The organism is Streptomyces sp. NRRL B-1347 (assembly GCF_000720325.1).
Classification (GTDB): domain Bacteria; phylum Actinomycetota; class Actinomycetes; order Streptomycetales; family Streptomycetaceae; genus Streptomyces.
The window spans coordinates 1-20,252 of sequence record NZ_JOJM01000040.1; the positions used below are offsets into that span (position 1 = coordinate 1).

Here is a 20,252-nt window from a genome sequence, read left to right on the forward strand (position 1 = left end):
GCCCCCGTGCAGCACACCCCGGCCCCCGCGCCCGCGCAGCACACGCCGCCTCCGGCGAGCGTGACGCCGCCGCCCGCGCCGGTCCCGGCCGACCCGTCGGTGCACTCCGCGCAGACCATCGTGGCCCCGCTGGGCCAGCCCGGCGGCCCGGTGCCGCCCCAGGCCCCGGTGCCGCCCCAGGACCCGGTGCCTCCTCAGGCCCCGGCCCCGGCCCCGTACGGCCAGCCGCAGGGCTACGGCCAGCAGCCCTCGGCACCCCTGCCGCCCGGCTACGGCCAGCCCTCCGCGCCGCCGCCCCCGGGGTACGGCCAGCCCGCCGCGCCTCCGCCGCCGCCCGGCTACGGCCAGCAGCCCCCGGCGCCGGTCCCCGGCCAGGCGCAGCCTCCCTTCGGCCAGGGCGCCCCCGGCGTGCCGCAGGCGGCCCCGCAGGCCGCCGGTGTGGCCGCCGCGCTGCAGAAGTACCGCGAGGCGGGCACCGGCCAGCGCTGGACGCAGCAGAACGAAAAGATGGTCCGCATCGACCTGAACGTCGGCGGCCAGCCCGTGCTCGCCCGGCAGGGCAGCATGGTCCTCTACCAGGGCAAGGTCGAGTTCAGCTACAAGGGCGCGGGCTTCGCGGGCCGCGTCGTGGGCAACGCCACCGGCCAGGAGATGCAGCTGATGCGCTGCACGGGCCGCGGCCAGGTGTTCCTCGCCGAAGAGGGCACCCACCTGCACCCCATCGAGCTCCAGGGGGACGCCATCTGCGTCTCCGCGGAGAACGTCCTCGCCTTCGACGAGTCCCTCCAGCACGAGGTGCGCCGCATCGAGGGGCACGGCATCCCTGGTGGCGCGCTGTTCGTCATGCAGTTCCAGGGGAGCGGCACCGTCGTCGTGAAGACGCACGGCACGCCCGTCGTGCTGCCGGTGACCCCGACCACCTTCGCCGACTGCCACGCCGTCGTCGCCTGGTCGGCCGCCGCGCAGGCCATCGTGTCCAGCCAGGTCCGGCTGCGCGCCAACGCCTCCGCGGGCTCCACGGGGGAGAGCGTGAACCTCCAGTTCCGTGGTGCGCCCGGCAATTTCATCGTCGTCCAGCCGTACGAGGTCTGAGGGAGCCCGTCATGAACCAGCCGCTCGCGGGCTTTGCCCCGGCCCCCGTCGCCGCACGCATGGAGAACCACGGCCACCACATGGTCAAGGTCGCCATGCAGACCGGAAACGACCTCTTCGCGCGCGTGGGATCGATGGTCGCCTACGAAGGGTTCGTGCAGTACGAGCCGAACCCGCCCGCCGTCCGCCAGATCGCCCGTGACTGGATCACCGGTGAGGGCGCCCCGCTGATGAAGTGCTCCGGAGACGGCCTGCTGTACCTCGCCGACTACGGGGCGGACGTCGTCGTCATCAACCTGGCGGGCGACTCGCTGTCGGTGAACGGCACCAACCTCCTCGCCTTCGACGCGGGCCTCCAGTGGGGCGTCGAGCGGGTCAAGGGCCTCGCGAAGTTCGCGGGCCAGGGCCTGTGGAACATCAAGGTCTCCGGCCAGGGCTGGGTGGCGCTGACCTCCCGCGGCACGCCCATCGTCGTCGACTGCGGCCGCGGCGAGGACGAGACGTACGTGGACCCCGACGCCCTGATCGCCTGGTCGCCGAACCTGAAGGTGAAGGGCAAGCGCAGCTTCAAGGCCGGTTCCCTCATCGGGCGCGGCAGCGGCGAGGCCTACCAGATGGGCTTCTCCGGGGAGGGCATCGTCGTCGTACAGCCCAGTGAGGACAGCACCGACCGCCTCCGGATCCGGAGCTGAGGGGGAGCACCACCATGCAGAGCTCGCTTTTCGCGCACTCCGAGCAGCAGTCCCAGGAGCGCTACACCGTCCAGAACCCGCAACTGCTGCGCGTCGCCCTGGAGGGGCACGACGACGTCCTCGCCCGCAAGGGCGCCATGGTCGCCTACCAGGGGCTCGTCGAGTTCGACGCCGAGTTCCAGAGCGGCGGACAGCGGCGGGCCCGCGCGCACACCGGTGAGGGCCTCGACCTGATGCGCTGCCACGGCCAGGGCACCGTCTACTTCGCGAACCTCGCCCAGTACATCCACGTCGTGGACGTGGAGCAGGACGGCCTGACGGTCGACAGCTCCTACGTCCTCGCCATGGACTCCTCGCTGTCCCACCAGGTGATCGCGGTGGACAGCCAGTACGGGATCTCCGGCTCCGGCAAGTACCAGCTGAACATCACCGGGCGCGGCAAGGTGGCCCTGATGACCTCGGGGCAGCCGCTGATGCTCCAGGTCACCCCGGACCGGTACGTCAACGCCGACGCGGACGCGATCGTCGCCTGGTCCAGCGGTCTGCGGGTGCAGATGCAGGCACAGACGCACTCCTCGGGCGTGTGGCGGCGCCGCGGCAACACCGGCGAGGGCTGGGAGCTCAGCTTCATGGGACAGGGCTACGCGCTCGTCCAGCCCAGCGAGCTGCTGCCGCCGCAGCACGCCCAGGTCGGCCAGGGGGCACGCGCCCAGTTCGGCATGGGCCAGCAGGGCGCGCGGGGGCAGAACCAGAGCAACGTCTGGAACTGAGCCCGGCAGGCACCCGGCAGCTACTCGGCAGACATGGGTAAGGGGCGGTCGCCATGGCGACCGCCCCTTACCCATGCCGCACGGCGGGACGCCGTTACACCGGCAGGCGCTCCCGCGTGGCCTCCACGAGCCGGACGACGGACGTGTCGGCCACGCCCGCCACCTCGTCGTACGCGAACCAGCGCAGGTCCAGGGACTCGTCGCTGATCGCCGCCACCGCGCCGGACGGCGCGAGGGCGGCGTACTGCACGTCCAGGTGCTGGGTGCAGGGGCCCGGGATCGGGTGGCGGTCCAGGCGCACCGGGCCGCCCGGCAGCAGGGTCAGGCCCTGGACGCCGGACTCCTCGGTGGCCTCGCGCAGCGCCGCCTCCGCGAGGGTGGCGTCGCCCGGCTCGCAGTGGCCGCCCATCTGGAGCCACATGCCCAGCTTCTTGTGCAGCGTGAGCAGCACGCGCCCGCGGGACGGGTCGACGACCAGCGCGCTGGCGGTCACGTGCCCGTCCGTGCAGGCCTTCCACATGCCGTCCTCGGGGTGGGCCGACAGATGGTCCAAGTAGTACTGCCGCAGGTCTTCCTGGTGCTCGTACGCCTTCAGGACGAGCACCGCGTCGTCGCGGAGAGTCACTTGCCGTCGTCGTCCTTGCCCTCGGGGGAGCCGCTCTCGGAGGATCCGTCCTCGGGGGAGTCGCCCTTCGTGAGGTCCGGCTTGCCGGACGCGCCGCCGTGCGCCGCCTCGCCGAGCATCTTGTCCAGCTCGGAGAAGTCCAGCTGCTCGCGGTGCACGAAGCCGTCCGGGTCGTCCAGGTCGGAGGCCGTCGGGAGCATGTCCGGGTGCGCCCACAGGCCGTCGCGGCCGTCCACGCCGCGCGCGTCCGTGAGGGAGGCCCACAGGCGCGAGGCGTCCCGCAGGCGGCGCGGGCGCAGCTCAAGGCCGATGAGCGTCGCGAACGTCTGCTCGGCGGGACCGCCGGTGGCGCGGCGGCGGCGCAGCGTCTCGCGCAGCGCGTCGGCCGACGACAGGCGCGGCTTGGCGGCCGCGTGCACGACCGCGTCGACCCAGCCCTCGACGAGCGCGAGGGCCGTCTCCAGGCGGGCCAGGGCGACCTTCTGCTCGGGGGAGTCCTCGGGCTGGAACATGCCCTGCTGGAGGGCTTCCTGCAGCTGCTCGGGGTTCTGCGGGTCGAACTGGCCGACGACGTCTTCCAGCTTGGTCGTGTCGACCTTGATGCCGCGGGCGTAGCCCTCGACGGCGCCGAACAGGTGCGAGCGCAGCCACGGCACGTGTGCGAAGAGCCGCTGGTGGGCGGCCTCGCGCAGGGCCAGATACAGCCGCACCTCGTCCATGGGGACGCTGAGGTCCTTGCCGAACGCGGCCACGTTGACCGGCAGGAGGGCCGCGCGGCCCGCCGGGCCGAGGGGCAGGCCGATGTCCGTGGAGCCGACGACCTCGCCCGCGAGGACGCCCACGGCCTGGCCGATCTGCTGGCCGAACATGGCGCCGCCCATGGAGCGCATCATGCCGATCAGCGGGCCCGCCATGGCCTGCATCTCCTCGGGCAGGACGTCACCCATGGCCATGCCGACGCGCTCGGCGACGGGGTCGACGAGCTCCTTCCAGGCCGGCAGGGTCGCTTCGACCCACTCGGCGCGGCTCCAGGCCACGGCCGTGCCGGAGCCGGAGGGCAGGGAGGTGGCGTCGTCCAGCCAGAGGTCGGCCAGGCGCACGGCCTCCTCGACGGCGGTCCGCTCGGCGGGGCCGACGCTGGCGTCCTTGGTGCCGTCCGCCGTGCCCTGGGCGACGGTCTGGCGGGCGATGTCCTTGGCCATGTCCCAGTTCACGGGACCGCCCTCGTACGACAGCATCTGGCCGAGCTGCTGGAAGGCGGCGCCCAGGTCGCTGGGGTTCATGGAACCGAACATCGCGGCGAACGGGTTGTCCCCGCCGCCGGGGCCGCCCAGTCCGGGCACACCGAAGCCGAACGGGTTCCCAGGGCCACCGGAACCCTGTCCCCCTCCGGGGGTGTCCTTCTTCTTGCCCTCGTCGCCGTCTTCCGGCTCCTCCGGCGGAAGGCCGAATCCGAATGGGGTGTCACTCACGGGTTTCCTCGGCTCGTAAGGCCACCGGATCTGGGTCCGGCGGCGGCTGCCCGACAACACCCCCCAGCGTAGACACCGTGACGGGATCGGGCCTCGGTGCTTCGCCGCCTCGGGGGCTGCGGCAGGATGGATGCCACCTGGTACGTACGCGTCATTCGCATACGTACTAAAGACAACCGCTGGAGACGCCCGGTGAGTTCCCCAGATCCGCAGGTTCGCGCAGCGCGAAACCCTTCGACCCCGGCCCCCGTACGCGGGCCTGTCGTCGCCGTGACCGGCGCCGCGGCGGGCGTCGGCGCGCTGCTGACCGAGCGCCTGGCCGAGTCCGACGAGATCAAGCAGGTCGTGGCCATCGACGAGCGGCGCGGCGAGTGCGCGGCGGCCCAGTGGCACATCCTGGACGTCCGTGATCCGGCGATCGCCGAGAAGCTGCGCGGCGCGGACGTCGTCGTGCACCTCGCGCTGGACCTCGACCTGGAGACCGACGGGGCGGCCCGTACCGCGTACAACGTACGCGGCACCCAGACCGTGCTGACCGCGGCCGCAGCCGCGGGGGTGCACCGGGTCGTGCTGTGCACCTCGGCGATGGTCTATGGAGCCCTCGCCGACAACGAACTGCCCCTCTCCGAAGACGCCGAACTGCGGGCGACCGCGGAGGCCACCGGCGTCGGCGACCTGCTGGAGATCGAGCGGCTCGCCCGGCGCGCGCCCCGGGCGCACCCCGGCCTGAACGTCACCGTGGTGCGGCCCGCCGTCCTCGTCGGCGGCACCGACACCGCGCTGACCCGGTACTTCGAGTCGCCCCGGCTGCTCGTCGTCGCCGGGTCCCGGCCCGCCTGGCAGTTCTGCCACGTCGACGACCTGTGCAGCGCCCTGGAGTACGCCGTCCTGGAGAAGGTCGAGGGCGAGCTGGCCGTCGGCTGCGACGGATGGCTGGAGCAGGAGGAGGTCGAGGAGCTCAGCGGGATCCGGCGCATGGAGCTGCCGTCCGCCGTCGCCCTCGGGGCGGCCGCGCGGCTGCACCGCATCGGGCTCACGCCGTCCCCGGCCGGGGACCTCGCGTACACGATGTACCCCTGGGTCGTCAGCGGCAGCCGGCTGCACGACGCGGGGTGGCGGCCGCAGTGGACCAACGAGGAGGTCCTCGCGGAGCTCCTCGAGGAGGTCGCGGGGCGGCGGACCGTGGCGGGGCGGCGGCTCGGGCGCAAGGACGCGACGGCGGCGGGGGCCGCGGGGGCGACCGTGGCGCTGCTGGGTACGGCCGCCCTGGTGCGGCGGGCCCGGAAGGCGCGGCGGCGGCTCTGACGGCGCCCGGGCTCCTTTTGTGCTCCGGCTGAGCGCCGCTGTGGGCTGTGCCCACCCGTTCCGCCCCCTGGGCGGACCAGCTGCCCACAGCGGGGGGCGAGAAGAGCTGCCGCAGCCGGGAGCGGGAGTCGTAGAGACGGCCAAGCGGTCCGCGTGTGGGCTGGGGGATAGGGCTATTCCGTCGGGTCCGTCGCGTGCGGCACCATGGCCCCATGGCACGTACTCCGATCGATCACCCGGGTGAGCAGGCGGCCGAGGAGCCGATTCGACTCCTTGCGATCCGGGACACGCCGCTGTCGCTCGACGAGGTCTTCCGGGCCGTCGGCGACGACGCCGCGGGCGGCACGGCACTGTTCGTCGGGACGGTGCGCGACCACGACGGGGGCGCGGACGTGGACGCGCTCGCGTACTCCAGCCACCCCACCGCCGAGGCGGAGCTGCGGCGGGTCGCGGAGAAGGTCGTCGCGGACTTCCCCGTGCGGGCCCTGGCCGCCGTCCACCGCGTCGGCGACCTCGCCGTCGGCGACCTCGCGGTCGTCGTCGCCGTCTCCTGCCCGCACCGGGCCGAGGCCTTCGCGGCCTGCCGCAAGCTGATCGACGACCTCAAGCACGAGGTGCCCATCTGGAAGCACCAGACGTTCTCCGACGGCCAGGAGGAGTGGGTCGGGGCCTGCTAGGGCCCGCCGGCCGCCGCTCGTACGGAACGCCGCAGGTGGTGCGTCCGCGGAGCTCCGGTTGCGTAACCGGACCCCTGCCGTGAGCGTTGTCGGAGCGGCGGGTTAATCTGCTGATCAGTCAGTTGTGGTCGCTCATGGGGTCGGGAGGTCGACATGGCATCACTTGCCTGGTTGCTCATTCCACTTCTGGCGGCGGTCGGCGCCGGTCTGTGGGCCCTTTTGGCCCACCGCAACCGCGAGAGCGGGAAGACCGGCGACATCAGCGAGCTGAACGGCTACGCGGCGTTCCGCAAGGCGATGGAGAAGACCCACTCGGGTACCGACGCCGTCTGATCCGCGGTCCCCGCGACGCCCGGGGGACCGCCCAGCGGCCCGCTCGCCCGGCCCGTACGGACCGGCCCCGGGGGTGCCCTCACAGGACCGTCCCGTACTGTCGTTCCATGCCACGCCGCACGGCGACGCTGCTCGCCTCCACCCTGATGCTCATCGCGCTGCTCTGCGCGGGAGTGCTCATCAAAGTGCCGTACTCGGAGATGTCCCCCGGGCCGACGGTGAACACCCTGGGTGACCACGACGGCGAGCCGGTGCTGCAGATCTCGGGCCGCAAGACGTACCCGACGACCGGTCACCTGAACATGACGACCGTCCGGGTCACCAGCGCCGACTACAAGATGAACCTCGCCGAGGCCGTCTACGGCTGGCTCGCGCACGACAACATCGTCGTGCCGCACGAGACGCTGTACCCGGACGGCAAGACCGAGCAGCAGTCGACCCGGGAGAACGCCGAGGAGTTCAGCCAGTCCCAGGAGAGCGCGAAGGTCGCGGCCCTCAGGCAACTGGACATCCCGGTGAAGTCCCAGGTCGTCGTCGGCAGCGTCTTCAAGGACAGTCCGGCCGAGGGCCGGCTGCACGCGGGCGACGTCATCAAGAGCGTGGACGGCACGGCCGTGAAGAAGACCACGGACGTCGCGAAGCTCGTCACCCGCCACAAGCCCGGTCAGGCCGTCACGTTCACCGTCGTACCGGTCAAGGAGGCGGCCGCCGCGGAGAAGGCGGGCAAGGAGCCCACCCGCACCGAGGACGTCAAGATCACCACGGCGAAGTCCGACGACGAGGGCAAGGCCCGGGCGATCGTCGGCATCCAGGCCGGGACCGACCACACCTTCCCGTTCACCATCGACATCAAGCTCGCGGACGTGGGCGGGCCGAGCGCGGGCCTGATGTTCGCGCTCGGGATCGTCGACAAGATCACGCCCGGTGACCTCACGGGCGGCAAGTTCGTCGCGGGCACCGGCACGATCGACGACGACGGCAAGGTCGGCCCGATCGGCGGCATCGAGATGAAGACCGTGGGCGCGCGCGACAAGGGCGCGGAGTACTTCCTCACGCCCAAGGACAACTGCGCGGCCGCCGCGAGCGACGTCCCGGACGGGCTCACGCTGATCAAGGTGGACACCATCGCCGACGCGGTGAAGTCCCTCGACAAGATCCGCAAGGGAGACACCGACAGCCTGCCGCAGTGCGGCACCAAGGGCTGATCCCCCGGGAACGGCCGTGGCCGGGGCGGTCGACCCCGGCCCCGGCCACGTACCCGGTCAGATGGTGTGGAGAACCCGCGGAGCGACTACTCCGCGAACGTCGCGGTCAGTGCGTCGGCGAGCCCCGGCACCAGGTCGGAGCCCGTCAGGACCTCCGTGGCGGAGTCCTTCTCGCGCAGCCGCAGGGCCGAGTCGCGCGCACCGTCGCGCAGCACCGCGACCGTCATGCGGACCTCCTGGCGCTCGGGGTGGCGGGCCACCCACGCGGCGAGCTGCTTCTGGCTCAGATCCTGCGGAACGGACGCCTCCGCCGACGGCGGGAGCATCAGGCGCTCCACGGTGAGGGCGCAGCCCGCGACGGAGTCGGGCCAGGCGATGGTGCCGAGGAACTCGTCGAGCGCCGCCCCCGCGGGCAGCTCGTCCTGCTCGATGGGGGTGAGCGGCGCGGCGGAGCCGTCGTCGGGGAGGCCGAGGCGGTCGGCGAGGCCGGGCTCCTGGACGCGCAGGCGCGCGGTGTCCACGAGGGCGAAGAGACGGGCGGGCTGATCCCAGCCGAGGCTCGCGACATACTCGTCGATTTCGAGCACGGCACGGGTGAGGGGGCTCGCGGCCATCGGAGGGCCGGAGGGAGAAACGTTGGGCATGCCCAATATCCTGCCTGGTTCAGACCCCGGAACGGGAACTGAGTAAAGCGTCGGTAAGTTGCATGAGTGGGCTCTACGATCGCGGGGCCTGATTCAGCCAGAGCTACAGCTACAGCGAACTTCGAGGTGCGCACCTTGGCTTTCCAGATGCCGGACCGCGGCGGAGGCCCGACGGGGCCACGGATCAGAGTGGGCCGACCGTCCCGTCGTGTCCGGACCCTGCTTTTGACGCTCGGCGTCCTGGCCGTGCTGGCCATGGCGTTCGTCATGTTCGCGGGGTTCTGGACGGACTGGCTCTGGTTCCGCTCGGTCGGCTACTCATCGGTCTTCACGACGACCCTGTCGACCAAGATCGGCCTGTTCTTCGTCTTCGGCCTCCTCATGGCGGCCGCGGTCGGAGTGAACATCTGGCTGGCGCACCGGCTGCGCCCGCCGCTGAGCGCCATGTCGATGGAGCAGCAGAGCCTCGACCGGTACCGCATGGCGATCGCGCCGTACAAGAAGTGGCTCCTCATCGGCATCACCGCGCTCGTCGGCCTGATCGCGGGCGCGTCCGCCGCGGGCCAGTGGCGCACCTGGCTGATGTGGGTCAACGGCGTGTCCTTCGGCCAGAAGGACCCCCAGTTCCACCTGGACGTCTCCTTCTTCGCCTTCGACCTGCCGTGGTACCGCTTCCTGCTGGGCTTCGGCTTCGCGGCCACGGTCCTCTCGGTGATCGCCGCCGCCCTCACGCACTACCTGTACGGCGGCCTGCGCATCACCAGCCCCGGCGGCCGGGCCACGGCCGCGGCCACCGGCCACCTCTCGGTGCTCATCGGCATCTTCGTGGCGCTCAAGGCCGTCGCGTACTGGCTCGACCGGTACGGCCTCGCGGTGAAGTCCAGTGACTTCAAGGCGACCGACAACTGGACGGGCCTCAGGTACGTCGACGCCAACGCCTATCTGCCGGCGAAGACGATCCTGTTCTGCATCGCCGTCATCTGCGCGCTGCTGTTCTTCGCGACGCTGTGGCGGCGCACCTGGCAGCTGCCGGTCATCGGCTTCGGCCTGATGGTGCTCTCCGCGATCCTGATCGGCGGCCTGTACCCGGCCATCGTCCAGAAGTTCCAGGTCCAGCCGAACGAGCAGGCGAAGGAAGCCCCGTACGTCGAGAAGAACCTGGAAGCGACGCGCAAGGCGTACGACATCGGCGGCACCGACGTGAAGAAGTACCCGGGCGTGAGCAACACCCAGGACACGTCGAAGCTGCGCACCGCCGCGACCGACGCCGCCAGCTTCCGCCTGCTCGACCCGAACATCGTCTCGCCGACGTTCCAGCAGCTCCAGCAGATGAAGGCCTACTACGGCTTCCCGTCGAACCTGGACGTCGACCGCTACAAGGACAAGGACGGCAAGGAGCAGGACACCGTTATCGGCCTGCGCGAGCTGGACCTCAAGGGCGTCCAGAAGAACAACTGGATCAACGACCACTTCCGCTACACCCACGGCTACGGCGTCGTCGCGGCCAAGGGCACGGAGGCGAAGGGGTCGGGCGAGCCGGTCTTCACCGAGTCCGACCTGCCGTCGAAGGGCAGCCTGCCCCGGTACCAGCAGCGCATCTACTACGGCGAGAAGACCACCCAGTACTCGATCGTCGGCGGTCCGCAGAAGGAGATCGACTACTCGGACGACAGCGGCGAGAAGACGACCAGCTACAAGGGCAAGAGCGGCGTCAACCTCTCCAACCCGATCAACCGGGCCGCGTACGCGGTGTCGTTCGGCGAGCCCCAGATGCTGTACTCGGGCGCGATCGGCGAGGGCTCGCGGATCCTGTACAACCGCACGCCCAAGGAGCGCGTCGAGGCGGTGGCCCCCTGGCTGACGATCGACGGCGACGCCTACCCAGCGGTGGTCGACGGGAAGATCCAGTGGATCGTCGACGCGTACACGACGACGAACGGCTATCCGTACGCGTCGCGCACCACGCTCGGCGACACCACGGCCGACTCCCTGACGGCGCGGAACAACCAGCGCCAGGTGGTCGCCCAGCAGAACCAGGTCAACTACATCCGCAACTCGGTGAAGGCGACCGTCGACGCGTACAGCGGTGACGTCAAGTTGTACGAGTGGGACACCGAGGACCCCATTCTGAAGACGTGGCGCAAGGCGTTCCCGGACACCGTCAAGGACAAGAGCGAGATCTCTCCGGCCCTGATGGACCACCTGCGCTACCCGCAGGACCTGTTCAAGGTCCAGCGCGAGCTGCTCACCCGCTACCACGTGAAGGACGCCGACACGTTCCTCAGCGGCAGCGAGGTGTGGGAGGTCCCGAGCGACCCGACGAACCAGACGTCCAGCGCGGTTCCGCCGTACTACCTGAGCATGAAGATGCCGGGCAGCAAGAAGCAGGACTTCTCGCTGACGACGACCTTCGTGCCCAACAAGCGGAACAACCTGAGCGCCTTCATGGCGGTCAACGCGGACGCCGGCTCACCGGACTACGGCAAGATGCAGATCTTGAAGATGCCGACCGACAGAACCGTCGACGGTCCGAAGCTCGTCCAGAGTCAGTTCAACTCCGACAAGGACATCGCGGAGCAGATCAGACTTCTGAAGGGCGGCGACTCGGAGGTCGACTACGGCAATCTGCTGACGGTGCCCCTGGATGGCGGCCTGCTCTATGTGGAGCCGGTCTACGTCAAGGGCGGTGGGCTGAAGTACCCGCTCCTGAAGAGGGTCCTCGTCACCTACGGAGACAAGATCGCCTTCGAGAGCACCCTGGACAAGGCGCTCAACGTGGTCTTCGGAACCGAAGGGGCCACTCCCGTCGAGCCACCGGACAAACCGGGCAGCGGTGACAAGGAGAAGCCCGACAAGGAGAAGCCGCCGACGTCGGACAACCCCGACCTCCAGAAGGCCATCGACGACGCCCAGAAGGCGATCGACGAAGGCAAGGAGGCCCTCAAGGACGACGACTGGGAGGCCTACGGCAAGGCGCAGGCCAAGCTCCAGGAAGCCCTCCAGCGCGCCGAGGACGCCCAGTCCGAGGACCCGAAGAAGAACGACAAGGGCGGAGGGAGCGGCGGGTAGCCGCAGGGACGCCCGGAGCGCGCGCAGAGCGCGCGGACGCCACCCCGCGCCGTGATACGGTGTGTACACAACGGCGCGGGGTGGAGCAGCTCGGTAGCTCGCTGGGCTCATAACCCAGAGGTCGCAGGTTCAAATCCTGTCCCCGCTACTCACCGTCGAAGGCCCGGATCCTCCAGAGGATCCGGGCCTTCGTCATGCCCGGCGCGCCCCCTTCGGTACGCGCTCATGCCGGTGTCCCATGCCAGTGCGGTGGGGTTCGTGCGAAGAGTGGTCCGGGCGGGGGGAGTTGAGGGAAGCTGTGTTTCACTTATCTCTCTGTGGGCATGTCGACAAAACGCTGAAGTGACCTCACTGGCTGCGGTATACCAGGTGTACCCAGGTTGCAGGTGGTGCGACGATGGACGTTATGGGGGACAAGGCAACTCTGTTGGAGACTGGGCGTTTTGCGCCGTCGGCCGACCGGGATGATCCGGGGGCCGCCGCGGAAGAGATGCAGCACCGGGTCGCGGCCGAGGCCGGCGACGTGGACGCGATGAGCGTCCTGGGCAGCTTGCTGCTGCGTCGCGGCGATCTCGACGGTGCCGAATCCTTGCTGCGCGCGGCGACCGCCGCCGGTGACCGCGCGGCGGCCAACAACCTGGGCGTCCTCCTGCACCAGCGCGGCTATGTGGAGGAGGCCGCCGGATGGTGGCGGATCGCCGCCGTCGCCGGCTCGGCCGCCGCCGCCCACGCGCTCGGCAGGCACCACCGCGAGCGCGGCGACGAGCCCGCGGCCGAGTACTGGCTGCGCCAGTCCGCCGAGCAGGGCCACACCCTCGGCGCGTACGCGCTCGCCGACCTCCTGGAGCACCGCGGCGACGTCGGCGCCGAGCGCTGGATGCGCACCGCCGCCGAGCGCGGGCACCGCGAAGCCGCGTACCGCCTCGCGCGCGCCCTCGACCGGCGCGCCGAGCAGGAGCCCCCCGGTGAGACCGAGGCCCGCCCCCGGGCGGGCCGCTCGCTGCTCGACGAGGCCGAGCAGTGGTACCGCCAGGCCGCCGCGCGCGGCCACCGGCGCGCCGCGCTGCACCTCGGCGCCATCCTGGAGAAGCGCGGCGAGCTCAAGGAGGCCGGGCGCTGGTACCTGACCTCCGCCAAGGACGGCGAGGCCAAAGCCGCCTGCGCCCTCGGCTTCCTGCTGCGGGACGCGGGCGACGAGACGAACGCCGCCGTGTGGTGGCTCAAGGCCGCCCAGGACGGCGACGGCAACGCGGCCAACGCCCTCGGCGCGCTGCACGCCGAGCGGGGCGAGACCCAGACCGCCGAGCGCTGGTACCGCGCGGCGCTCGACGCGGGCGACGTGAACGGCGCGTACAACCTGGGCCTGCTGTGCGCCGAGCAGAAGCGCACCGCGCAGGCCGACCAGTGGTACCGCCGCGCCGCCTACGCCGGGCACCGCGAGGCGGCCAACGCGCTCGCCGTGCTGCTGCTCCAGGGCGGCGACGCGCTCGGCGCCGAGCCGTGGTTCTCCAAGGCCGCCGAGGCCGGCAGCGTGGACGCCGCCTTCAACCTCGGGATCCTGTACGCGGGCCGGGGCGACGACACGGCCGCGCTGCGCTGGTACGAGCGGGCCGCGGCGGCCGGGCACACCGACGCCGCGCTCCAGGTCGGCACGGCACGCCTGCGCGACGGCGACGAGCGGGAGGCCGAGCGGCACCTGCGGTGCGCCGCGGGCGGCGGCAGCGCGGAGGCCGCCTACCGGCTCGGCACCGTGCTCGACGCGCGCCGCCCGGCCGCGGCGGCGCCCGCGCTCGGGGAGCCCGCTGCGCGCAAGTCGGAGTGCGAGGAGTGGTACGAGCGCGCGGCCCAGCAGGGGCACCGCCGGGCCCAGGTGCGGGTCGGGATGCTCGCCGCCGGGCGGGGCGACGTGGTCGAGGCCGCGCGGTGGTACCGCCTCGCGGCGGAGGCCGGGAGCCGGAACGGCGCGTTCAATCTGGGCCTGCTGCTCGCCCGCGAGGGCAGTGAGCCGGAGGCGGCGCTGTGGTGGACGCGCGCGGCGGACGCCGGGCACGGCCGGGCCGCGCTGCGGCTCGCCCTGCTCTACGCGCGCCGGGGGCAGCTCGCGGAGGGGCAGCGGTGGGCCTCTCGGGCGGTGGAGCTCGGCCCCGCGGAGGTCGCCGAGCGGGCGGCTCGGCTCGGCGAGGCGCTGCGGCAGGAGCTTTCGGCGTAGCGAGCCCGCGCCTTGCGCCGGGCGGGGTGGGGTGCGGTGCGCGGCGTCGCGGGTGAAGCGGTTTGCGCTGGTCGGGGGCTTGGCGTACTGTTGGGTTCACCGACGCGGGGTGGAGCAGCTCGGTAGCTCGCTGGGCTCATAACCCAGAGGTCGCAGGTTCAAATCCTGTCCCCGCTACTCGCGCGAGCCGGTGGTTCACGCATGGCTGAGGCCCGGCACCCCTTGGGTGCCGGGCCTCAGCCATGTCGTCCGCTCAGGCGGCCGTCGCGCACGAAGGGCACACGCCCCGGTACGTGACCTCCACGTCAGAGATCGTGAAGCCGAAGCGCTCGGAGTCGGGGAGGACCGAGAGCGGATTGCCCGTCGGGTGGACGTCGCGGATCGCGCCGCACTGGGAGCACACCAGGTGCTGGTGCGGCCGGTGCGCGTTCGGGTCGTAGCGCTTGGCTCTGCGGTCCGTGCTCACTTCGAGGATCTCGCCGAGCGAGACCAGCTCACCCAGGGTGTTGTAGACGGTCGCCCGGGAGATCTCCGGCAGCTTCACGATCGCGCGGGCGTGCACCTCGTCCGCCGTCAGATGCACATGGTCCCCATCGAGGACCTCGGCCACGACGCGCCGCTGCGCGGTCATCCGCCAGCCGCGTCCGCGCAGCCGTTCCAACAGGTCGCTCATACATCCAGCCTAACAGGCAGGGGACCTAGGTCCCGACCGAGTGTGACTTTGGAAGGCCACTTGACTTAGACAATGTCTATCGTAGGATCGAGTTCGGCATCATCCAAGGGACAGGACTTGCAGGAAATGACGCAGGAGGCGCACGTGACGCAGGGACCCCTCACCACCGAGGCCGGCGCGCCGGTGGCCGACAACCAGAACAGCGAGACCGCGGGCGTCGGCGGTCCCATGCTGCTCCAGGACCAGCACCTCCTGGAGAAGCTGGCGCACTTCAACCGCGAGCGGATCCCGGAGCGCGTGGTGCACGCGCGCGGTGCGGGCGCCTACGGCACGTTCAAGGTGACCGCGGACGTCACCCCGTACACGCGCGCCGCGTTCCTCTCCGAGATCGGCAAGGAGACCGAGGTCTTCCTGCGCTTCTCCACGGTCGCGGGCAACCTCGGCGCGGCCGACGCGGTGCGTGACCCGCGCGGCTTCTCGCTGAAGTTCTACACCGAGGAGGGCAATTACGACCTCGTCGGCAACAACACCCCGGTCTTTTTCATCAGGGACGCCATCAAGTTCCCCGACTTCATCCACACCCAGAAGCGCGACCCGTACACGGGCTCCCAGGAAGCGGACAACGTCTGGGACTTCTGGGGGCTGAGCCCGGAGGCCACGCACCAGGTGACCTGGCTGTTCGGCGACCGCGGCATCCCGGCGTCGTACCGGCACATGGACGGCTTCGGCTCGCACACCTTCCAGTGGAGCAACGAGGCGGGCGAGGCCTTCTGGGTCAAGTACCACTTCAAGACCGACCAGGGCATCAAGAACCTGACCGCCCAGGAGGCGGAGGTCCTCGCGGGCAAGGACCCCGACTCGCACCAGCGCGATCTGCGCGAGTCCATCGAGCGCGGCGAGTTCCCGACCTGGACCGTGCAGGTCCAGATCATGCCCGTGGCCGACGCGGCGACCTACCGCTTCAACCCGTTCGACCTCACCAAGGTGTGGCCGCACGAGGACTACCCGCCGGTCGAGATCGGCAAGCTGGAGCTCAACCGCAACCCGGAGAACGTCTTCGCCGAGGTCGAGCAGGCGATCTTCTCGCCCGCGCACTTCGTCCCCGGCATCGGCCCCTCGCCGGACAAGATGCTCCAGGGCCGCCTGTTCGCGTACGCCGACGCCCACCGCTACCGCGTCGGCATCAACGCCGACCACCTGCCGGTGAACCGCCCGCACGCCACGGAGGCCCGCTCGTACAGCCGTGACGGCTATCTGTACGACGGCCGCCACAAGGGCGCCAAGAACTACGAGCCCAACTCCTTCGGCGGCCCCGCCCAGACGGGCCGGCCGCTGTGGGCCCCGACCGCCGTCACCGGGAGCACGGGCAACCACGAGGCGCCCGTGCACGCCGAGGACGACGACTTCGTCCAGGCGGGCAATCTGTACCGCCTGATGTCGGAGGACGAGCGGGCGCGGCTGGTCGAGAACCTCGCGGGCAGCATCGCGGGCGTCTCGCGCGCCGACATCGCCGAGCGCGCCATCGACAACTTCCGCCGGGCGGACGAAGGTTTCGGCAAGCGCCTGGAGGCCGCGGTCCAGGCCCTGCGCGGCTAACACCCAAGCCCTTGCCGTAGGTGACGGGCCGGATCCCCTCGGGGATCCGGCCCGTTCGCCGTGTGCGGGCGGTGCTCAGGGGGCCGTGAACTCGGCCACCGGGGCGGCGGCGGCCCGGCGGCGGCCCGGGGCCCAGCAGCGGATGATGTCGCGGACGGAGACGATGCCCACCGGCTCGTCGTGGTCGAGCACGATCAGATGCCGGAAGCCGCCGTGGGACATGGCGTCGGCGGCGTCCTCCAGGGTCCAGGCCGGGCCCGCGAAGACGACGTCGGTCGTCGTGTGCGCGCTCGCGGTCTCGAAGTCCGGGTTCTGGCCGCGGCCGAGGGAGTTGAGGACGTCGCGCTCGGTCAGGATGCCGATGCCGCAGGTGTCGGGGTCGAGGACGACGGCCGCGCCGACGCGGCGCGCCGACATCAGCCGGGCCGCCTGACGGAGGGTGTGCGCGGGGCCGATGGTGAGGACCAATGTGCTCATGGCGTCACGGACGAGCATGGGCTTGAGCCACCTCCTTGGTGAGCCCTTTGCCCCTGACATGCCTGGAGTGGGGAGCCGCATTGCCAAGAGAAAGGATTCACAAGTTCACAAGCGGGGGGGACTCTCAGAGTCGCAGCGAAACGGAATGCCAACAAGGGGGCGGGTGCGCCCAGTTCAGGGGTAGACGGCCCCGGGCCGGGTTCCGGCGCCGCGCGGATGCCGGTCCCGCACCGGGCTAGCCCCGGTTCCGTGCCGGGTCAGCCCCGGTTCCGCGCCGGGCCAGCCCCGGACCCGCCCCGGCCTAGCCCCGGTTCAGGAACGCGAGCATCTCGTCGTGGAGCAGCCCGTTCGACGCCGCCGCGTTGCCGCTGTGCGGGCCGGGGGTGCCGTCGAGGCCGGTGAAGCGGCCGCCCGCCTCCGTCACCACGATCGCGGTCGCCGCCATGTCCCACAGGGACAGCTCCGGCTCCGCGCAGAAGTCGACCGAGCCCTCGGCGACCATCATGTACGGCCAGAAGTCGCCGTAGGCACGGGTGCGCCAGCAGGCGCGCGTGAGGTCGAGGAAGCCGTCCAGGCGCCCCTGCTCCTCCCAGCCGCTGAGCGAGGAGTACGCGAAGGACGCGTCCTGGAGCCCGCCCACGTCGGAGACGCGCAGCCGGCTCGCGGACGACAGGCTGCGGCCGGTGAAGGCGCCGCTGCCCTTCGCCGCCCACCAGCGGCGGCCGAGCGCGGGCGCGGAGACGACGCCGACGACGGGCTGGTAGCCGCCCTCGCCCGCCTCCATCAGGGAGATGAGCGTGGCCCAGACCGGGACGCCGCGCACGTAGTTCTTGGTGCCGTCGATCGGGTCGATGACCCAGCGGCGCGGGCCCGTGCCCTCGACGCCGTACTCCTCGCCGAGGATCGCGTCCCGGGGCCGGGCGCGCTGGAGATGCCCGCGGATCAGCTCCTCGGCGGCCTTGTCGGCCTCGCTCACCGGCGTCATGTCCGGCTTGGTCTCCACCCGGAGGTCGAGGGCCTTGAACCGGTCCATCGTCGCGGCGTCGGCGGCGTCCGCGAGGACGTGGGCCAGGCGCAGATCATCGTGGTAGTCGGGCATGGGTGAACAGTATCGATCCCGTTTCGCGCGAGCCACAGCGCGTATCGGGCGGCGCCCGCCGTACCCCTTGACAGTGCCCCGTGGCACGTCAAACCTGGCCAGCAGAACCGCACGGGCCGCCCGGCCCTGGGCAGCGGGAGGCGACGATGCCTGCAGCGCGGGAATCACTGCTCGACGCGGCGTACACCGCACTGGCCCGCAGGCCGTGGGCGGGCGTACGGATGGTCGACGTGGCGGCGGTGGCCGGGGTGTCCCGGCAGACCCTGTACAACGAGTTCGGCAGCAAGGACGGCCTCGCGCGGGCCTTGCTCCGCCGCGAGACCGACGCGTATCTGCGGGGGGTGGAGCGGGCGCTCGCCCAGGCCCGCGACCCCGTGGACCGGCTTGCCGCCGTGAGCGCCTGGACGATCGGCGCCGCCCGCGACAACGTGCTGGTGCGGGCGGTGCTCACCGGCTTCTGGAGCGAGCGCCTGCCCACGCCGAGCCGGGCCGCGGTGTCCAGCTCGCCGGTGCCCGCGCAGCGCCGCGCGGACGCGGGCGTACCGAGCCCGGCCGAACTGCTCGTCCAGGTGCGCGACCGGGCGATGGCCGCCCTGACCGAGCGCGGCCGCCCCTCGGAGACGGAGGAGCTCGCGCGGGCCTGCGAGAGCGCGGTGCGGGTGGCGCTGTCCTACGTCGTGGCGCCCGGGGGCCGGGACGAGGAGTCGGTCCAGCTGGTCCGCCGCGTCGTGCTGCGCAGCCTCAGTGGGCCGAGCCCGACAGCTGGAGGCCGATGACGCCGGCGATCACCAGCGAGATCGAGATGATCTTCAGCGCGGAGACCAAGTCGCCGAGGAAGATCATGCCGTAGATGGCCGTGCCCGCGGCGCCGATGCCCGTCCACACCGCGTACGCCGGGCCCACGTCCAGCTTCTTCAGGGCCAGCGTGAGCAGGCCGAAGCTGCCCAGGGCGAAGCACGCGAAGGCGATGGTGGGCCAGACGCGGGTGAAGCCGTGCGACAGCTTCAGGCAGACCGCGAAGCCCGTCTCGAGGATCCCGGCGACGATGACCAGCAGCCACGCCATGGTTGTGCCTCCCGCATCCGTACGACTCGTACGTTCCGTGACCGCTTCGCCAAAGCTTGGAACAATCTTGGTGCGATTATGCACTTACCGAAGCGGCGCAGGCGTAAACAACGCGAAGGTCGCGTCACTCGCAGGAGATCCGGGGAGACCCGGGGAGTTCCGCGGACGTCCGGGGTGATCCGGCTTCGCCGGGCGGACCGGCCCGGCTTCGCCGGGGGCCGGTCAGTCGCCGTCGGTCCGCTCCCGGGTGGCGAGCAGCCTGCGCAGTGAGTAGAGCCGCGCCGGGTCCGCGTGGCCCTCGGCCACCCACGCGTCCAGCGCGCAGTCCGGTTCGTCGTGGCTGCACGCGCGCGGGCAGTTCTCGGTGCCGGGCTCCAGGTCGGGGAAGGCGTGGATGACCCGGGAGGGGTCCACGTGGTGCAGGCCGAAGGAGCGCACGCCCGGGGTGTCGATCACCCAGCCCTCGTCGCCCGCCAGGGGCAGCGCGAGCGCGGACGTGGTGGTGTGCCGGCCGCGGCCCGTGACCGCGTTCACATGGCCGGTGCTGCGCCGCCGCTCCTCGGGGACCAGCGCGTTCACCAGGGTGGTCTTGCCGACGCCGGAGTGTCCGACGAACGCCGTGATCTTGCCGTCGAGTTCGGCGCGCACGCGCGCCACCGCCGTCCCGTTCTCCAGCTCCTCGCGGCTGGTGACGACGTAGGGGATGTCCAAGTCGCCGTACAGATCCAGGAGTTTGTCCGGCGGGGCCAGGTCCGACTTGGTCATGATCAGCAGCGGGGTCAGCCCGCCGTCGAACGCGGCGACCAGACAGCGGTCGATCAGACGCGGCCGCGGCTCGGGGTCGGCGAGGGCGGTGACGATGGCGAGCTGGTCGGCGTTGGCGACGACCACGCGCTCGAACGGGTCGTCGTCGTCCGCGGTGCGGCGGAGCACCGAGGTGCGCGGGGTGATGCGCACGATGCGGGCGAGGGTGTCCTTGTCGCCGGACAGGTCGCCCACGAGGGCGACCTGGTCGCCGACCACCGCGGCCTTGCGGCCGAGCTCGCGGGCCTTCATCGCGACCACGATCCGGTCGTCGACCAGGCAGGTCAGCCGGCCGCGGTCGACGGTGAGGACCATTCCGTCGGCCGCGTCCTCGTGCTTGGGGCGGATGTTCGTACGGGGACGGTTGCCCTTGCGGTTGGGGCGGACCCGGACGTCGTCCTCGTCGGTGTGCTTGCCGTAGCGGCGCATGGTTCCAGTCCGCCCG

The 20,252-nt window shown here is 71.5% G+C and carries 19 protein-coding genes and 2 tRNA genes; 13 read left to right on the plus strand and 8 right to left on the minus strand.

Translation table 11 applies throughout. From position 1 onward, the window contains the following. The 3 genes from IG74_RS0128695 to IG74_RS0128705 form a co-directional block, all read left to right on the plus strand. On the plus strand, positions 1–1,092 hold a 1,092-nt coding region (locus tag IG74_RS0128695; RefSeq protein ID WP_030683262.1), incomplete at its 5' end, for an AIM24 family protein. 11 nt (positions 1,093–1,103) lie between these two features. Next, positions 1,104–1,784 carry an AIM24 family protein gene (locus IG74_RS0128700; RefSeq protein WP_030683264.1) on the plus strand — a complete coding sequence of 227 codons (681 nt, stop codon included), beginning with the start codon at positions 1,104–1,106 and terminating at the stop codon, positions 1,782–1,784. A 14-nt stretch (positions 1,785–1,798) separates the two neighbouring features. Further along, a complete protein-coding gene (locus IG74_RS0128705) occupies positions 1,799–2,554 on the plus strand; it encodes an AIM24 family protein (RefSeq protein WP_030683266.1) in 756 nt (251 codons plus the stop codon). Positions 2,555–2,648: 94 nt separating this feature from the next. On the opposite strand, the gene IG74_RS0128710 is transcribed toward IG74_RS0128705, so the two are convergent. Then, positions 2,649–3,179, minus strand: coding sequence for an NUDIX hydrolase (locus IG74_RS0128710; protein ID WP_030683268.1), 531 nt, complete (start codon positions 3,177–3,179; stop codon positions 2,649–2,651). After that, a complete protein-coding gene (locus tag IG74_RS0128715) occupies positions 3,176–4,651 on the minus strand; it encodes a zinc-dependent metalloprotease (RefSeq protein WP_030683272.1) in 1,476 nt (491 codons plus the stop codon). The genes IG74_RS0128710 and IG74_RS0128715 overlap by 4 nt, the downstream gene beginning before the upstream one ends. Positions 4,652–4,843: 192 nt before the next feature. Between IG74_RS0128715 and IG74_RS0128720 the strand changes: the two genes are divergently transcribed. The 4 genes from IG74_RS0128720 to IG74_RS0128735 all read left to right on the plus strand — a co-directional run bounded on the left by IG74_RS0128720 (position 4,844) and on the right by IG74_RS0128735 (position 8,171). Then, the gene (locus IG74_RS0128720; protein ID WP_030683273.1) at positions 4,844–5,956 is read left to right on the plus strand and encodes an SDR family oxidoreductase; all 1,113 of its coding nucleotides are present in this window, start codon (positions 4,844–4,846) and stop codon (positions 5,954–5,956) included. Between the two features lie 212 nt (positions 5,957–6,168). Beyond that, on the plus strand, positions 6,169–6,633 hold the full coding sequence (locus IG74_RS0128725) for a molybdenum cofactor biosynthesis protein MoaE (RefSeq protein ID WP_030683274.1): 465 nt from the start codon (positions 6,169–6,171) through the stop codon (positions 6,631–6,633). Positions 6,634–6,786: 153 nt separating this feature from the next. Next, entirely contained in the window at positions 6,787–6,966 is a 180-nt protein-coding gene (locus tag IG74_RS0128730; RefSeq protein ID WP_030683279.1) for a hypothetical protein, read from the plus strand. 107 nt (positions 6,967–7,073) lie between these two features. Next, complete coding sequence (locus tag IG74_RS0128735) at positions 7,074–8,171, plus strand: PDZ domain-containing protein (RefSeq protein WP_030683280.1); 1,098 nt, start codon at positions 7,074–7,076, stop codon at positions 8,169–8,171. Positions 8,172–8,257: 86 nt separating this feature from the next. On the opposite strand, the gene IG74_RS0128740 is transcribed toward IG74_RS0128735, so the two are convergent. After that, the gene (locus IG74_RS0128740) at positions 8,258–8,815 is read right to left on the minus strand and encodes a PPA1309 family protein (RefSeq protein ID WP_030683281.1); all 558 of its coding nucleotides are present in this window, start codon (positions 8,813–8,815) and stop codon (positions 8,258–8,260) included. Between the two features lie 126 nt (positions 8,816–8,941). On the opposite strand from IG74_RS0128740, the gene IG74_RS0128745 reads away from it, so the two are divergent. The 4 genes from IG74_RS0128745 to IG74_RS0128760 all read left to right on the plus strand — a co-directional run bounded on the left by IG74_RS0128745 (position 8,942) and on the right by IG74_RS0128760 (position 14,270). Further along, positions 8,942–11,884: a UPF0182 family protein gene (locus IG74_RS0128745; protein ID WP_030683282.1), complete on the plus strand. Its 2,943-nt coding sequence runs from the start codon at positions 8,942–8,944 to the stop codon at positions 11,882–11,884. Between the two features lie 74 nt (positions 11,885–11,958). After that, positions 11,959–12,032, plus strand: a tRNA-Met gene (locus IG74_RS0128750). 249 nt (positions 12,033–12,281) lie between these two features. Next, a complete protein-coding gene (locus IG74_RS0128755) occupies positions 12,282–14,093 on the plus strand; it encodes a tetratricopeptide repeat protein (protein WP_030683283.1) in 1,812 nt (603 codons plus the stop codon). Between the two features lie 103 nt (positions 14,094–14,196). Beyond that, positions 14,197–14,270 (plus strand) — tRNA-Met (locus tag IG74_RS0128760). 76 nt (positions 14,271–14,346) lie between these two features. Here the strand turns inward: IG74_RS0128760 and IG74_RS0128765 are convergent. Then, on the minus strand, positions 14,347–14,766 hold the full coding sequence (locus IG74_RS0128765; RefSeq protein ID WP_030683284.1) for a Fur family transcriptional regulator: 420 nt from the start codon (positions 14,764–14,766) through the stop codon (positions 14,347–14,349). A 144-nt stretch (positions 14,767–14,910) separates the two neighbouring features. On the opposite strand from IG74_RS0128765, the gene IG74_RS0128770 reads away from it, so the two are divergent. Further along, positions 14,911–16,362, plus strand: coding sequence for a catalase (locus IG74_RS0128770; RefSeq protein ID WP_030683292.1), 1,452 nt, complete (start codon positions 14,911–14,913; stop codon positions 16,360–16,362). 75 nt (positions 16,363–16,437) lie between these two features. On the opposite strand, the gene IG74_RS0128775 is transcribed toward IG74_RS0128770, so the two are convergent. Together IG74_RS0128775 and hisN are read right to left on the minus strand one after the other, a co-directional pair. After that, positions 16,438–16,857, minus strand: a complete 420-nt coding sequence (locus tag IG74_RS0128775; RefSeq protein WP_030683300.1) for a cyclic nucleotide-binding/CBS domain-containing protein — start codon at positions 16,855–16,857, stop codon at positions 16,438–16,440. Between the two features lie 283 nt (positions 16,858–17,140). Beyond that, complete coding sequence (hisN, locus tag IG74_RS0128780; protein WP_030683306.1) at positions 17,141–17,938, minus strand: histidinol-phosphatase; 798 nt, start codon at positions 17,936–17,938, stop codon at positions 17,141–17,143. Positions 17,939–18,084: 146 nt separating this feature from the next. Between hisN and IG74_RS0128785 the strand changes: the two genes are divergently transcribed. After that, positions 18,085–18,714 (plus strand): TetR/AcrR family transcriptional regulator, encoded by a 630-nt coding sequence (locus IG74_RS0128785; RefSeq protein WP_030683308.1) that lies wholly within the window; start codon positions 18,085–18,087, stop codon positions 18,712–18,714. Here the strand turns inward: IG74_RS0128785 and IG74_RS0128790 are convergent. Then, a complete protein-coding gene (locus IG74_RS0128790) occupies positions 18,680–19,003 on the minus strand; it encodes a DMT family transporter (RefSeq protein ID WP_030683309.1) in 324 nt (107 codons plus the stop codon). The genes IG74_RS0128785 and IG74_RS0128790 overlap by 35 nt on opposite strands. Positions 19,004–19,225: 222 nt before the next feature. Further along, positions 19,226–20,236: a ribosome small subunit-dependent GTPase A gene (rsgA, locus tag IG74_RS0128795; protein WP_030683310.1), complete on the minus strand. Its 1,011-nt coding sequence runs from the start codon at positions 20,234–20,236 to the stop codon at positions 19,226–19,228. Between the last annotated feature and the right edge of the window lie 16 nt (positions 20,237–20,252).